Consider the following 13,559-nt stretch of genomic DNA (forward strand, 5'->3'; position numbering starts at 1 on the left):
AGGAGGCGATCCAGGTGATCTCGGCGGTCATGCAGATGTATCGCGAGGGCGGCTGGTACCTGGAGCGGATCTACAAGTGGATGGCCCGCGTGGGCCTCGACACGATCCGCACGGCCACCGTCGACGACCTCGACAGCCGCGCGGCGCTGTTCGCCCGCTTCGTGAAATCGCAGGAGACCGCCCAGATCGATCCGTGGGCCGAGCGCGCCTCCGGCGGCGTGGCGGCCGGCGAATTTGAGCCCATGGCGATCCTTCCCCTGGAGATGGCGGCCGAATGACCCTTCAAGCCCATATCGACCCGGACTGGCGCGACGTCGGCGCCGTGACCGACATCCCCGAGCGCGGCGCGCGTCGGGTGGCAACGGCCCAGGGCGACGTCGCCGTGTTTCGCACCGGCGATGGCCAGGTGTTCGCCCTGGTCGATCGCTGCCCCCACAAGCATGGGCCGCTGAGCCAGGGCATCGTCCATGGCCACGGCGTGACCTGTCCGCTGCACAGCTGGGTCATCGATCTCGCCACCGGCCATCCCACCGGGGCGGACGCCGGCAGGGGCTGTACGCCGATCGTGCCGGTGCTGGTCAAGGATGGCCGGATCCTGCTGGCCCAGCCGGCCATGGCGGACTGACATGGCCGACGGCTCCGCGCCTCTGAACAGCGTCAAGACGACCTGCGCCTATTGCGGCGTGGGCTGCGGCGTGCGGGGCGTGGTCGGGGAGGGGCGGGCGGTGTCCGTCGCCGGCGACGCCGTCCATCCCGCCAATTTCGGGCGTCTGTGCTCCAAGGGCTCGGCCCTCGGCGCCACGGTCGGACTGGAAGGACGGCTGCTGGAGCCGACGATCAACGGCAAGACCGCTTCGTGGGCCGAGGCCACCGCCCTTGTCGCCAAGCGGTTCAAGGACACCATCGCCCGCCACGGCCGAGACAGCGTCGCCTTCTACGTCTCGGGCCAGTTGCTGACCGAGGACTACTACGTCGCCAACAAGCTGATGAAGGGCTTCATCGGCTCGGGCAACATCGACACAAACAGCCGCCTGTGCATGGCCTCGGCCGTGGCCGCCCACAAGCAGGCGTTCGGCGCCGACCTGGTGCCGGGCTGCTACGAGGACCTGGAGGTGGCTGATCTCGTGGTGTTCAGCGGCCACAACGCCGCCTGGACCCATCCGGTGCTGTTCCGGCGTATGGAGGCGGCCAGGGCGCGCGGCCAGAAGCACGTGGTGATCGACCCGCGCCGCACCGACACGGCCGAGGGCGCGGACCTGCACTTGGCCATCGCCCCGCAGAGCGACGTGCGCCTGTGGAACGGCCTCTTGGCCGAGCTGATCCGGCGCGGCGCGATCGATCGCGACTACATCGCAGAGCATGTGAACAATTTTGAGCAAGTGGTCGCCGGGCTTACGGAAAATGACCAGTCGCTCGGCGCCGTCGCGATCGATTGCGGCATAACGACCGAGGATCTCCAGACTTTCTACGACCTGTTCGCCGCGCACGAGCGGACGGTCAGCCTGTTCTCGATGGGCGCCAACCAGTCGGCCCAGGGCGTGGCCAAGGGGCTCTCCATTATCAATGCCCATCTTGCCACCGGCCGGATCGGCAAGCCGGGTGCGTGCCCGTTCTCGATCACCGGTCAGCCCAACGCCATGGGCGGGCGCGAGACCGGCGGTATGGCCAACACCCTGGCCGGCCACATGGACTTCGCCCCCGAGGACCGTGACCGCGTCGCTCGCTTCTGGGGGGCGCCCGACACCGCCCGCGCGCCGGGCCTGAAGGCTATCGACATGTTCGAGGCGGTCCGCGATGGGCGGATCAAGGCGATCTGGGTGATGGCCACCAACCCGGCCGTCAGCCTGCCCGACAGCGGCGCGATCCGCGAGGCCCTGGCCAAGTGCCCGTTCGTGGTGGTCTCCGACTGCGTCGAGACCGACACCACCGCCTTCGCCGACGTCAAGCTGCCAGCCCTGGGCTGGGGCGAGAAGGACGGCACGGTCACCAATTCCGAGCGCCGGATCTCGCGCCAGCGCGCCCTGTTCCCGGCGCCGGGCCAGGCGCGGGCCGACTGGAAGATCATGGCTGACGTCGCCACGGCCATGGGTTTCGACGGTTTCGGCTGGAACAGCAACGCCAGCGTCTTCCGCGAATGGGCCCGCCTGACGGCCTACGAGAACGAAGGACGTCTGCTGAACCTGTCCGGTCTTTCAGCTTTAACGCCAGAGGCTTATGGCGAACTTCTGCCGGTCCAATGGCCGGTGAGGGCCGACGGCAAGGGCACGCCGCGCCTGTTCGTCGACGGTCGCTTCCAGACCCCCGACGGCCGCGCCCGCATGGTCCCTGTCCAGCCGAAGGGCCCGGCCGAGGCCGTCGGCGACGCCTTTCCGATGTCGCTGAACACCGGCCGCATCCGCGACCAGTGGCACACCATGACCCGCACGGGCCTGGCGCCGGACCTGTGTCGGCACGCGCCCGAACCCTATGTCGAGATCCATCCGGACGACGCGAAGGCCCTGGGGCTGAAAGACGGCGCCCTGGCGCGGGTGACGACCTCGCGGGCCGAGGCCGTCGCCGTGGCCAAGGTCAGCGATCGCCAGCGGCGCGGCTCGCTCTTCATGCCGATGCACTGGACCGACGCCTTCGCCCCATCAGGCCGCGCCAACGCCCTGGTCGCGCCGAACGTCGACCCGACCTCGGGCCAGCCGGAATTCAAGCACACCCCCGCCCGCGTCCGTCCCTATCGCGAGACCTGGAGGGGCTTCTTTCTGAGCCGATCCGTCCTGATTTCCCCGACCGGGGCGGATCTTGTCTGGCGGCGTATCCCCCAAGACGCTTGCCAGCAGCACGAGTTCGCCGGCCGGGGCGACGCCGCCCAGCGCGACGCCCTCCGCAAGGCCCTGACCAAGGGCCTGGCCGGCGAACTCGTCACCTATGAGGACCCCGCGACCGGTGCTCGCCGCCAGGCCTGGGTCGAGGAGGGGCGCCTCGTCGCGGTGCTCTACATGACCACCACCGGCCGCCTGCCGCCGCGCGACTGGTTGGTTGAGCTGTTCGGCGAGGAAATCCTGACCGCCGAAGCGCGCGCGCCCCTGTTGTTCGGTCGCCCGCCCGGCGCGCCGGTCGACAAGGGGCCGATGGTCTGCGCGTGCCTGAAGGTCGGCGCCAAGACGGTCGACGCCGCTATCGCCGCGGGGGCGAACACGCCTGACGCCGTCGGCGCCGCTACGGGCGCGGGAACCAACTGCGGGTCCTGTCGTCCAGAAATCGCACGCATGATCAAGGCTTTGTCCGTGACTTCTAAGGAGCTCGCACATGTCGGTTGAAAGCACGCCTGGCAAGGTCCTGCTGGTCGGCGCCGGTCCTGGGCCGGTGGACCTGATGACCGTCCGCGCTGTTCGGGCCGTCGAGAGCGCTGGGGCGCTGCTCTACGACGCCCTGTGCTCGGAAGAGGCCATCGCCCTGGCGCCGCCCGGCTGCGTGCGCATCCAGACGGGGAAACGGGCCGGCAAGCCCAGCATGAAGCAGGATGAGATCAATCGCCTGATGCTACGCCTGGCGCGCAAGGGACTGAAGGTTGTCCGGCTAAAGGGCGGCGATCCCTCGATTTTTGGGCGTGTCGGTGAAGAGGCTGCCTTCTTGAATGGTTTTGGTGTCGAGACCGAGGTGGTGCCCGGCGTCACCGCCGCCTGCGCCGCCGCCGCGCAGTTCGGCTTTCCCCTGACCCATCGCGGCGAGGCGCGCCGGGTGGTGTTCACCACCGCGCGGCTGGAGGCCGGCAAGCTGTCGGGCGACTGGAGCGCCGCGGCCGATCCCGAGGCGACCCTGGCGGTCTATATGGGCGGCGAGGTCGCGGGAGATCTGGCCCGGCGGATGATCGCCGCCGGTCGTCCAGCCGACACGCCCGCCGCGGCCATTGAGAAGGCCGGCGGCGCCGATGCGCGGCTCTATCCGGCCACCTTGGCGACCCTGGCCGAACGCCTCGCCGAGGCTGGCGATGGGCCGCTGCTGATCGTGGTCGGCGAGGTCGCCGCCCAGGCCCGCGCGACGGCGGAGATCGTCGCGCCATCGCGCCTGACCGCGTAAGGCCAGGTTTTCATACTGACAGCAGGCTGGCAGCAGCCCCTCCCTAGAACGGCGTCCAACGACGACGCGACTGCGAGAGGGACCAACCATGCTGAAGACCTATACCGGCAGCTGCCATTGCGGCGCGGTCCGCTACGAAGCCGACATCGACCTTTCGGCCGGCACGGGCCGCTGCAACTGCTCGATCTGCAAGAAGACCCGCAACTGGAGCGCGTTGATCAAGCCCGACGCTTTTCGTCTGCTTTCGGGCGAGGATCGGCTTGGCGACTATCAGTTCGGCACGATGAGCGGTCATCACCAGTTCTGCACGACCTGCGGCGTGCGCGCCTTCGGTCGCGGCCATGTCGAGGAGATCGGCGGCGACTTCGTCTCGATCCAGGTCGCCACCCTGGACGACGCGACGCCGGAGGAACTGGCGAGCGCGCCGGTCAACTACAGCAACGGCCGCGACAATCTGTGGTGGGAGCGCCCGTCCGAGGTCGAGATCCGCGCCCTCTAAGCGGCACGAAGGGCGGCGAAAGCCTGGTCGAGGTCGGCGGTAAGGTCGCCGACCGACTCCAGCCCGATGTGCAAGCGAAGCAGCGGTCCCTCCAGGGCGACCGGGGCCGTCCGGTTCGTGAGCTGCGGATCGCAGTGGATCGCCAGGCTCTCGTAGCCGCCCCAGGAGAAGCCCAGGCCGAACAGCTTCAGACTGTCGAGGAAGGCGTGGACGGCGCGCTGCGAGCAAGGTTGGAGCACCACGCCGAACAGGCCGCAGGCGCCGGTGAAGTCGCGCTTCCAGAGCGCGTGGCCCGGATCGTCGGGCAGGGCGGGGTGAAGCACTCGCGCCACCTCGGGCCGCGCCTGCAGCCAGCGCGCGACGGCCAGGCCGTTTTCCTGGTGGCGCGGCAGGCGCACGGCGAGCGTCCGCAGGCCGCGCAGCATGGTGTAGGCGTCGTCGGGCGACACTGACCAGCCGATGTCCCACATGGCGTCGCCCAGCTGGTTGCCGATCACGGTGTCCATGGTCGTGGCCGAGCCCATGAAACAGTCCGAGTGGCCGCCAACATACTTGGTCAGGGCCTGGACGCTGATCGTCACCCCGTGCGCCAGCGGTTTGAAGTAGAAACCGGCGGCCCAGGTGTTGTCGATCAGGGTTATGATCCCCCGATCATTGGCCGCCTTGGCGATGGCGGGAATGTCCTGCATCTCGAAGGTCAGAGAGCCGGGGGCCTCGAGCAGGATCAGCCGGGTCTTGGGCGTGACCAGGGCCATCAGGGCGTCGGGATCGAGGGCCGGGTCGTAATAGGTCGTCGTGACGCCGAAACGGCTCAACACTCGGTCACAGAAGCGGCGCGTGGGCTTGTAGGCGCTGTCGACGACCAGGATCTCGTCGCCGGCCTTGAGGACCGCCAGCATCACCCCGGTGATCGCCGCCAGGCCGGACGGATAGAGGGTCACGTCCGGCGAGCCTTCCAGCTCGGCCAGGGCCTGCTGCAGAGCCGCGGGCGAGGACAGGCCCGTAATGCCGTAGGTCAGCTGGGTGTCGTCATAGAGCGACGCCGCATTGGGCAGCAGCACGGTCGAGGCCCGCTGGATGGGCGGATTGACGATCCGCGCTAACGTCTGGGGGGCGGAGCCCTTGCGGACCAGGCGGGTTTCTTCATCCATGGTGGGCACTCTTCGGCGACGCGGCGCAATGGCTGTGGTTTAAGGGTCTGAGCGCGCTGTTCAAGGAGCGATCGGGTGTCTGTGCGCTTTGGCGTGATTGTGCTTTCGTTGTTGACCCTTGCGGCGTGCGATCAACGTACGTCCGCGCCCGCGTCAAAACCTGCCGAGGCCGCCGCACCCCTGGCGATCAAACCCGCCGCGCTCAGTCCGACTCTGAAGGCCGTGCGAGCCCGGGGCGAACTGCGCTGCGGCGTGAACCCGGGCCTCCCAGGCTTCGCCTTTCAGGACAACGGCGGGCGATGGCGCGGCTTCAATGTCGACTTCTGCCGGGCCCTGGCCGCGGCCGTGCTGGGCGATCCCGGCAAGGTCGGCTTCGTCCCGCTCGGCAACGAGGAGCGGATCGCCGCGCTGCGCTCGGGCAAGGTCGACGTGCTCTGGCGTAACACCTCCTGGACCTATTCGCGAGACGCCGGCGACCAGCTGGACATGGCGGCGATCTCCTATTTCGACGGCCAGGGCTTCCTGGTTCGCCGCGGCCTGAACCTGACCAGCGCCGTGGAGCTGAATACGGCCAAGATCTGCGTCCAGAACAACGCCACGTCCGCCCAGAACCTCGAGGACTTCTTCCGCTCGCGCGGCATCGCCTACACCGCCATGACGTTCGACAGCGAGGACGAGGCGCGGGCGGCCTACCAGGCCGAACGCTGCGACGCCCTGACCGCCGACATTTCGGCCCTGGCCGCCGCGCGGTCGGTGATGGACGACCCGGCGGCCCACGTGATCCTGCCCGACGCCATCTCCAAGGAGCCGCTGGGGCCGCTGGTCCGCCAGGACGATCCGGCCTGGACCGACATCGTCCGCTGGACCCTCTACGCCCTGATCCTGGCCGAGGAGCGCGGGATCACTCGGAGCAACGCCAAGGACATGAAGACGGGCGCCGACCCCGAGGTCCGGCGTTTGCTGGGCGAGGGGGACTATGGCGCGATGCTGGGTCTCGACGCCGACTGGGCCACCCGGGCGATCGCGGCGGGCGGAAACTACGGCGAGATCTTCGACCGCGAGATCGGCGGCAAGTCGGCGCTCAAGCTCGACCGCGGCCTCAATGCGCTCTGGAACGCGCCGAGACCCGGACTGCTGTACGCGCCGCCGATGCGGTGACTAGAGCATTTTCCGACGAAGTGGACGCCGGTTCGTCGTCAGAAAATGCGTTAAAACAAAAGACTAGAGCGTTTCACCGATCCAGTTGGATCGGAAAATGCTCTAGACGGCCGGGCCGGTCGCCACGGGGGTGTCGGCCAGACCGCCCCATTCGGTCCACGAACCGTCGTAGACGGCCGAGCGCGGCTTGCCCAGGCGCGCCAGGGCCAGGGCGACCACCGAGGCGGTGATGCCCGAGCCGCACGTCGAGACGACCGGCTTGTTGATGTCGACGCCGGCGGCATCGAAGACCGCTTTCAGCTTGTCGGCCGGCAGCATCGTGCCGTCGGGCGCGATCAGGGCCGAGAGCGGGATGTTGCGGGCGCCGGGCATGTGGCCGCCACGCAGGCCGGCGCGAGGTTCGGGATCCTTGCCCTCGAAGCGGCCAGCGGCGCGGGCGTCGATGATCTGTTCGCGGCCGCTGGCGACGATCTCGCGCATCTGCTCCAGCGACCGATAGATGTCGGCCTGGTAGCGGGGCGTGAAGTGGCGCTCCTGGGGAGAGGCGGGGCCGTCGTCGATCGGGCGGCCTTCGGCGATCCACTTGGGCAGGCCGCCGTCCAGCACCACGACATCCTCGTGGCCCATGGCCCGGAAGTGCCACCAGGCGCGGGCGGCGGGCAGGATGCCGGTGCTGTCGTAGACGACTATCCGCGAGCCGTCGCCCAGGCCCAGCTTCCGGACCCGCGAGGCGAATTTCACCGCCGTCGGGATCATGTGCGGCAGGTCGGTGGTGTCGTCGGAAATGTCGTCGATGTCGAAGAACACCGCGCCGGGAATGTGGGCGGCCAGGAATTCCTTGTACGGCTCGCGCTGGGCGGCCGGCATGTGCCAGGAGGCGTCGACCACGCGCACGTCCGGCGCGTCGAGATGTTCGGCCAGCCAGGCGGTGGAGACCAGCGGATCGGACGGAGTGCTCATGTCGGCGCCTTTCAGGGTCTGACTCGCCCCTTGTCGCCGGCAACATCGCCTCCGGCGATCCTGTTCGCAAGCTACATCCAGGGCGGAGGCGGCAGGCCCTTTTCCTTAAGGAACGCGGGGTTGAACAGCTTGGAATGGTAGCGGGAGCCATGATCGCAAAGGACGGTCACGATGGTGTGGCCGGGCCCCAGTTCGCGCGCCAGCTTGATGGCCCCGGCGATGTTGATCCCCGACGATCCGCCCAGGCAGAGGCCCTCGTGCAGGACGAGGTCGTAGAGGACGTCCAGCATCTCCTCGTCGGAGACACGGAAGGGATAGTCGACGTCGAGGCCTTCGAGATTGGCGGTCACGCGGCCCTGGCCGATACCCTCGCTGATCGAGGTTCCGTCGGACTTCAGTTCGCCGTTCTTGTACCAGCTGTAGAGGGCCGCGCCGTAGGGGTCGGCCAGGCCGATCTTCACGGAAGGACTGCGCTCGCGCAGCGCCGCGGCCACGCCGGCCAGGGTGCCCCCCGAGCCGACCGCGCAGATGAAGCCGTCGACCCTACCCTCTGTCTGTTCAAAGATTTCGGGGCCCGTCGTCCGGTAATGCGCCTCGCGGTTGGCGAGGTTGTCGAACTGGTTGGCCCAGATCACGCCGTTCGGCTCGGTACGGCCAAGTTCCTCGGCCAAGCGCCCGGAATAGCGGACATAATTGCCGGGATTGGAATAGGGGACCGCGTCCACCTCGACCAGTTCCGCCCCCAGCAGGCGAATGGCGTCCTTCTTCTCCTGGCTCTGGGTGCGCGGGATGACGATGGTGGTCTTGTAGCCCAGGGCCGAGGCGACCATGGCCAGGCCGATGCCGGTGTTTCCGGCGGTGCCCTCGACGATGCGGCCGCCGGGTTTCAGCAGACCTCGCGCCTCGGCGTCACGGATGATGCCCAGGGCCGCGCGGTCCTTGACCGACTGGCCGGGGTTCATGAACTCGGCCTTGCCGAGAATCTCGCAGCCCGTGGCCTCGCTGGCGCGCTTGAGGCGGATCAGCGGGGTGTTTCCAATCGCGTCGAGGACGCTGGTCTTCACGGTCATCATCTTGGTCCGGCCGGGCGGGGTGGGGCATCGTAGATCGTGATGCGCGCGCGACAAGCAAGGCTAGTTTTCCTAAAGACCTCCGGGTCGCGAACAGCGAAACAGAAGGCTTGGCCGTTGTCAGTCGACCCGCTGGGTGGCGATGACGTTGAGCAGCGCCAAGGCGCCGGCGGCCGTGGTCGCCGCGCACCAGACGCCATGGAGACCCTCCACCTCGACCAGCTGGTTCTCGACCGCATCGATCATTATGCCTTCGGCGACATCCGAGGAAACCTCGCCAAGCAGCTGTTCCCGCTGAAGTTCGTCGCACCAGGCGGTGACCGCGTCGACCGCCGTGGCGGCGTCGAACTGGGTGATGTAGGTGCCGCCGTGGAAATCCAGGACCATGGTGTAGAGGTTCATCGCCGAACTCCGTCGCGCTCCGACGCAAGTACGCACATCGAAGAGCGAGATGCGAAGAACTCTTCTGGCTGGAGCGCGGGGCCAGGCCCCCTAGCTCCGGCTCAGCCCCAATTGGATGACGTTCGTCCGCTCGGTGCGGAAGCCGGCCTCGCAATAGCTGAGATAGAACCGCCACAGACGCCGGAAGCGCTCGTCGAAGCCGTCCTTGCGGATGTCGTGCCAGGCGGCCTCGAACTGGCGACCCCATTCGGCCAGGGTGTCGGCGTAGTTCTGGCCAAAGCGCTTGAGGTCGCTCCATTCCAGGCCCGCGCGATCGGTCTCCTGCTTCAGCCGCGCCTCGCTGGGCAACATGCCGCCGGGGAAAATGTAGCGCTGAATGAAGTCGGTGCGCCGGCGGTAGTGGCTGAACAGCTCGTCGCGGATGGTGATGATCTGCAGGCCCGCCCGGCCGCCCGGATTGAGCACCTCGCGGATCTTGCCGAAATAGGCGGGCCAGTATTCCTCGCCGACCGCTTCGAACATCTCGATCGAGGCCACAGCGTCGAACCTGCCCTGGACGTCGCGATAGTCGACGAGGCGGATGTCGGCCTTCTCGCCGAGACCCTGGTCGAACAGGCGCTTCTTGGCGAAGTCGTACTGGGCCTGGGAGATGGTGATGCCGGTGACCTTGGCCCCGACCTCCTTGGCGGCGAACTCGGCGAAGCCGCCCCAGCCGCAGCCGATCTCCAGCACGTGCTTGCCCGGCGCGAGATCGATGGTCTTGGCCAGGGCCGCGTACTTGGCGCGTTGGGCGTCCGGAAGCGGCTGGTCCGGATGCTCGTAGAGGGCCGACGAATAGGTCATCGTCGGGTCCAGCCAGCGCGAATAGAAGGCGTTGCCCAGGTCATAGTGGGCGTGGATGTTCTTGCGCGATCCGGCCCGGCTGTTGCGGTGGAATAGGTGATAGAGGGCGTTGAACGTCCGCATCATCGCATTGCCCGACGCCAGTCCCGACAACCGGTCGAAGTTCAACGAGAAGGCCTCCAGCACGGTTGAGAGATCCGGAGTCTCCCATTCGCCGGCCATGAAGCCTTCGGCGAAGCCGATGTCGCCCGAGGAGAAGGCGCGGCGCACGAAGTTGTAGTCGTTGATCCGGATCATCGCCGCTGGCCCGGGCTTTCGGCCCTCGATGGTCAGCGCCTTGCCCGTCGGCAGGACGAAGGTGACCGATCCGGCCTCCCAGTTGGTGGCCGCCAGCCGTAGGACGGAACGGAAGGCGGCCGGGGCGGCCTTCAGGTCGGGATCATTCCAGAGCGCAGTTTCCAAGGCGGTGCCTCGCATCCGGTGACGCGTTTATTAACGCCGGTTAACACCGTCTCGTAAAGGCCCCGCTCGCCTAAAGGCTGTGATAGGCCTCCAGGGCGCGCTCGCGCGCCTTGGCGTGGTCCACGATCGGTTTGGCGTAGATGCGCTTGGCCGCCGCCGGCAGATCGAGCGGGCGAAGCCACGGCTTGTGGATAAGTTCGTCGGAAGCGCTCTTCAGTTCGGGGATCCAGCGCCGCACATAGACGCCGCGCGGGTCGAACTTCTCGCCCTGGGCGATGGGATTGAAGATCCGGAAGTAGGGCGAGGCGTCGGCGCCGCTGCCGGCCGTCCACTGCCAATTGCCAACATTGCTCGCGAGGTCGGCGTCGACCAGCGTGTCCCAAAACCAGGCCTCGCCCTCGCGCCAATCGATCATCAGGTGCTTGATCAGGAAGGAGGCGACGATCATCCGCACGCGGTTGTGCATGAAGCCGGTGGTCCACAGCTCGCGCATGCCGGCGTCGACGATCGGGTAGCCGGTCTCGCCCCGGGTCCAGGCCTCGAACGCGGCGGGGTCCGTGGTCCAGGGGAAGCCGTCGAATTCCGGCTTGAAGTTACGGGTCGGCAGCTGCGGCCAGTGGAACAGGATGGCGTGGTTGAACTCGCGCCAGCCGATCTCGGACAGGAACTTGTCGGCCTCGGTCGAGGGAATGTCACCGGCCTCCGCGGCGTCGCGCACCGCCAGCCAGACCTGACGCGGGCCGATCTCGCCGAAATGCAGATGCGGCGACAGGCGCGAGGTGGCTTCCACACCCGGAACGTCACGCGCCTCGCCGTATCCGGTGATCGGCCCAGACAGGAAGCCGTCCAGTCGTTTCAGCGCGCCGGCCTCGCCGGGCGACCAGATGTCGAAGCCCTTCGACCAGTCCGGCCGCGCAGGGTGCAGACCCCAGTCGGCGAGCCTTTCGCTACGAACGTTCTTATCCAAGGATCTCAAGGATCTGGGCGCGAGCTCCACGGTCGTTTCATCCAGTTGGCCACGCGCCGCGCGCCAGTACGGCGTGAACACCTTGTAGGGCTGGCCCGAGCCGTTCCTCACCGTCCAGGGCTCGTTGAGCAGGCCGGCGTTGAAACTCTGGCAGTCGACGCCAGCCTGCTTCAGGCCCGCCTTGATCTCGGCGTCACGGTCGGTGCGGGCCTTGTCGTAAAGGCGGTTCCAGAGCACGGATGTCGCTCCGGTCTCGGCGACCACCGCGTCCAGCACCTCCGCCGCCGCGCCCTTGCGCAGCACCAGTCTATTACCAAGCTTCTCAAGGCTCTGCGCCAGGCTCTTCAGGGACTTGTCCAGCCACCACAGCGAGGCCGCGCCCATCGGGCGGACGCCCGGCGTCTCGTCCAGGATATAGAGGCAGATCACCGGACGACCGCTGCCCTCGGCATGGCGCAGCGCCGGATTGTCGGTTAAGCGCAGGTCGTTGCGGAACCACATGATGATGGCTCCGGGGTTCGCCTCGCTCTCGCCACCGTCGTTCCGCACTTGCACCGTCCCGCCCGAAGGGTCACCTGTTGGGCGCCCGAAGTCCTAAATACGCTGGAAGTATCGCCTTGGATCAGTCGCAAGCTGTCGCCCCCAACGCCGTCGTCGAGATCAAGACTCCGACCGGCGCGCCGGTCCGCATCGGTAATGGGGAAAAGCTGTCGATCATCGCCGGGCCGTGCCAGATGGAAAGCCGTCAGCACGCCCTGGAAACCGCTCATGCGCTCAAGGAGATGGCGCAACGTCTTGGCGTGGGGATGATCTACAAGACCTCCTACGACAAGGCCAATCGCACCTCCGCCAACGCCCAGCGCGGCATCGGCCTGCACGACAGTTTGCCGATCTTCCAGGAGATCCGCGAGGCCACCGGCCTGCCGACCCTGACCGATGTCCACGAGACCAGCCACTGTCCGATCGTGGCGCAGGCCGTCGACGTGATCCAGATCCCCGCCTTCCTCTGCCGCCAGACCGACCTCTTGTTGGCCGCCGCCGCGACGGGCCGGGCGATCAACATCAAGAAGGGTCAGTTCCTAGCCCCCTGGGACATGAAGAACGTCATCGCCAAGGTGACCGGGGCGGGCAATCCCAACGTCATGGCCTGCGAGCGTGGCGTCTCGTTCGGCTACAACACCCTGGTCAGCGACATGCGCGCCCTGCCGATCATGAAGGAGATCGGCTGCCCGGTGGTGTTCGACGCCACCCACAGCGTGCAGCAGCCGGGCGGGCAGGGAACCTCGTCGGGCGGCCAACGCGAGTTCGTGCCGGTTCTGGCCCGCGCCGCCGTGGCCGTGGGCGTGGCCTGCGTCTTCATGGAGACCCATCCCGATCCGGACCGGGCGCCGTCGGACGGTCCCAACATGGTGCCGATGAGCCAGTTCGAGGCGCTGGTCGCCAACCTGCTCGAATACGACGCCCTGACCAAGCGCGCGGCCTGATCATGAGCCGGCGCATCGTTCTCGTCACCGGCGGGGCCGGGTTCATCGGCTCCAACATCGTCGCCCGGTTCTGCGAGGATCCGGCGCTGGACGTGGTGGTCTGCGACCGCCTGCGCGACGCGGCCAGCGGCAAGTGGCGCAACATCGCCAAGCATCCGATCGCCGATTTCGTCGCGCCCGAGCAATTGACCGACTGGCTGGTCCGCAATGGCACAGCGGTCGAGCTGGTCGTCCACATGGGCGCGGTGTCCTCGACCACCGAGACGGACGCCGACAAGATCGTGCAGTCCAACTTCGTGCTGTCGCGCGACTTGTGGGATTGGTGCGTCCAGCACGGCAAGCGCCTGATCTACGCCTCGTCGGCCGCCACCTATGGCGACGGGACGCTGGGTTTCGCGGGCAAGGACGACCTCGCGTCGCTGAAGGCCCTTCGCCCGCTGAACGCCTACGGCTGGTCCAAGGCGCTGTTCGACATCTACGCCGTGCGCGAGGCCG

General features: G+C 67.7%; 13 protein-coding genes and 1 pseudogene. 8 read left to right on the forward strand and 6 right to left on the reverse strand.

From position 1 onward, the window contains the following. The 5 genes and pseudogenes from VJ655_RS17355 to VJ655_RS17375 form a co-directional block, all read left to right on the forward strand. Positions 1 to 278, forward strand: a pseudogene (locus tag VJ655_RS17355) (nitrite reductase large subunit); the annotation flags it as partial. After that, positions 275 to 625: a nitrite reductase small subunit NirD gene (gene nirD / locus VJ655_RS17360; protein WP_324113247.1), complete on the forward strand. Its 351-nt coding sequence runs from the start codon at positions 275 to 277 to the stop codon at positions 623 to 625. The pseudogene VJ655_RS17355 and the gene nirD, both read left to right, overlap by 4 nt. Before the next feature lies 1 nt (position 626). Continuing rightward, positions 627 to 3,308, forward strand: coding sequence for a molybdopterin-dependent oxidoreductase (locus tag VJ655_RS17365; protein ID WP_324113249.1), 2,682 nt, complete (start codon positions 627 to 629; stop codon positions 3,306 to 3,308). Then, positions 3,298 to 4,068, forward strand: a complete 771-nt coding sequence (gene cobA / locus VJ655_RS17370; protein WP_324113251.1) for a uroporphyrinogen-III C-methyltransferase — start codon at positions 3,298 to 3,300, stop codon at positions 4,066 to 4,068. The genes VJ655_RS17365 and cobA overlap by 11 nt, the downstream gene beginning before the upstream one ends. 88 nt (positions 4,069 to 4,156) lie before the next feature. Further along, the gene (locus VJ655_RS17375) at positions 4,157 to 4,567 is read left to right on the forward strand and encodes a GFA family protein (protein WP_324113253.1); all 411 of its coding nucleotides are present in this window, start codon (positions 4,157 to 4,159) and stop codon (positions 4,565 to 4,567) included. Here VJ655_RS17375 and metC read toward each other — a convergent pair. Further along, positions 4,564 to 5,718 (reverse strand): cystathionine beta-lyase, encoded by a 1,155-nt coding sequence (gene metC, locus VJ655_RS17380; protein WP_324113255.1) that lies wholly within the window; start codon positions 5,716 to 5,718, stop codon positions 4,564 to 4,566. The genes VJ655_RS17375 and metC overlap by 4 nt on opposite strands. 222 nt (positions 5,719 to 5,940) lie before the next feature. Here metC and VJ655_RS17385 point away from each other — a divergent pair, with 222 nt between their 5' ends. Next, positions 5,941 to 6,876 (forward strand): amino acid ABC transporter substrate-binding protein, encoded by a 936-nt coding sequence (locus VJ655_RS17385; RefSeq protein ID WP_324113256.1) that lies wholly within the window; start codon positions 5,941 to 5,943, stop codon positions 6,874 to 6,876. A gap of 102 nt (positions 6,877 to 6,978) precedes the next feature. Here the strand turns inward: VJ655_RS17385 and sseA are convergent, their stop codons facing one another. The 5 genes from sseA to VJ655_RS17410 form a co-directional block, all read right to left on the reverse strand. After that, on the reverse strand, positions 6,979 to 7,836 hold the full coding sequence (gene sseA / locus VJ655_RS17390; RefSeq protein ID WP_324113258.1) for a 3-mercaptopyruvate sulfurtransferase: 858 nt from the start codon (positions 7,834 to 7,836) through the stop codon (positions 6,979 to 6,981). Positions 7,837 to 7,907: 71 nt separating this feature from the next. Continuing rightward, positions 7,908 to 8,906: a cysteine synthase A gene (locus VJ655_RS17395; protein WP_324113260.1), complete on the reverse strand. Its 999-nt coding sequence runs from the start codon at positions 8,904 to 8,906 to the stop codon at positions 7,908 to 7,910. Positions 8,907 to 9,026: 120 nt separating this feature from the next. After that, complete coding sequence (locus tag VJ655_RS17400) at positions 9,027 to 9,308, reverse strand: hypothetical protein (RefSeq protein ID WP_324113262.1); 282 nt, start codon at positions 9,306 to 9,308, stop codon at positions 9,027 to 9,029. Between the two features lie 90 nt (positions 9,309 to 9,398). Then, positions 9,399 to 10,628, reverse strand: a complete 1,230-nt coding sequence (locus VJ655_RS17405) for a cyclopropane-fatty-acyl-phospholipid synthase family protein (protein WP_324113264.1) — start codon at positions 10,626 to 10,628, stop codon at positions 9,399 to 9,401. Between the two features lie 55 nt (positions 10,629 to 10,683). Further along, the gene (locus VJ655_RS17410) at positions 10,684 to 12,135 is read right to left on the reverse strand and encodes a deoxyribodipyrimidine photo-lyase (RefSeq protein ID WP_324113266.1); all 1,452 of its coding nucleotides are present in this window, start codon (positions 12,133 to 12,135) and stop codon (positions 10,684 to 10,686) included. A 62-nt stretch (positions 12,136 to 12,197) separates the two neighbouring features. Between VJ655_RS17410 and kdsA the strand changes: the two genes are divergently transcribed. Together kdsA and VJ655_RS17420 are read left to right on the forward strand one after the other, a co-directional pair. Further along, positions 12,198 to 13,064 carry a 3-deoxy-8-phosphooctulonate synthase gene (gene kdsA / locus VJ655_RS17415; protein WP_324113268.1) on the forward strand — a complete coding sequence of 289 codons (867 nt, stop codon included), beginning with the start codon at positions 12,198 to 12,200 and terminating at the stop codon, positions 13,062 to 13,064. A 2-nt stretch (positions 13,065 to 13,066) separates the two neighbouring features. Then, the coding region (locus VJ655_RS17420; protein WP_324113270.1) for an NAD-dependent epimerase/dehydratase family protein at positions 13,067 to 13,559 on the forward strand (493 nt) is incomplete at its 3' end.

Source organism: Caulobacter sp., from assembly GCF_035254145.1.
GTDB lineage: Bacteria > Pseudomonadota > Alphaproteobacteria > Caulobacterales > Caulobacteraceae > Caulobacter.

Bases quoted from the DNA above. Each gene is read 5' to 3' on its own strand.
- nirD (WP_324113247.1), top strand. From the start codon at position 275: ATGACCCTTCAAGCCCATATCGACCCGGACTGGCGCGACGTCGGCGCC.
- VJ655_RS17365 (WP_324113249.1), top strand. From the start codon at position 627: ATGGCCGACGGCTCCGCGCCTCTGAACAGCGTCAAGACGACCTGCGCC.
- cobA (WP_324113251.1), top strand. From the start codon at position 3,298: ATGTCGGTTGAAAGCACGCCTGGCAAGGTCCTGCTGGTCGGCGCCGGT.
- VJ655_RS17375 (WP_324113253.1), top strand. From the start codon at position 4,157: ATGCTGAAGACCTATACCGGCAGCTGCCATTGCGGCGCGGTCCGCTAC.
- metC (WP_324113255.1), bottom strand. From the start codon at position 5,718: ATGGATGAAGAAACCCGCCTGGTCCGCAAGGGCTCCGCCCCCCAGACG.
- sseA (WP_324113258.1), bottom strand. From the start codon at position 7,836: ATGAGCACTCCGTCCGATCCGCTGGTCTCCACCGCCTGGCTGGCCGAA.
- VJ655_RS17395 (WP_324113260.1), bottom strand. From the start codon at position 8,906: ATGACCGTGAAGACCAGCGTCCTCGACGCGATTGGAAACACCCCGCTG.
- VJ655_RS17400 (WP_324113262.1), bottom strand. From the start codon at position 9,308: ATGAACCTCTACACCATGGTCCTGGATTTCCACGGCGGCACCTACATC.
- VJ655_RS17405 (WP_324113264.1), bottom strand. From the start codon at position 10,628: ATGCGAGGCACCGCCTTGGAAACTGCGCTCTGGAATGATCCCGACCTG.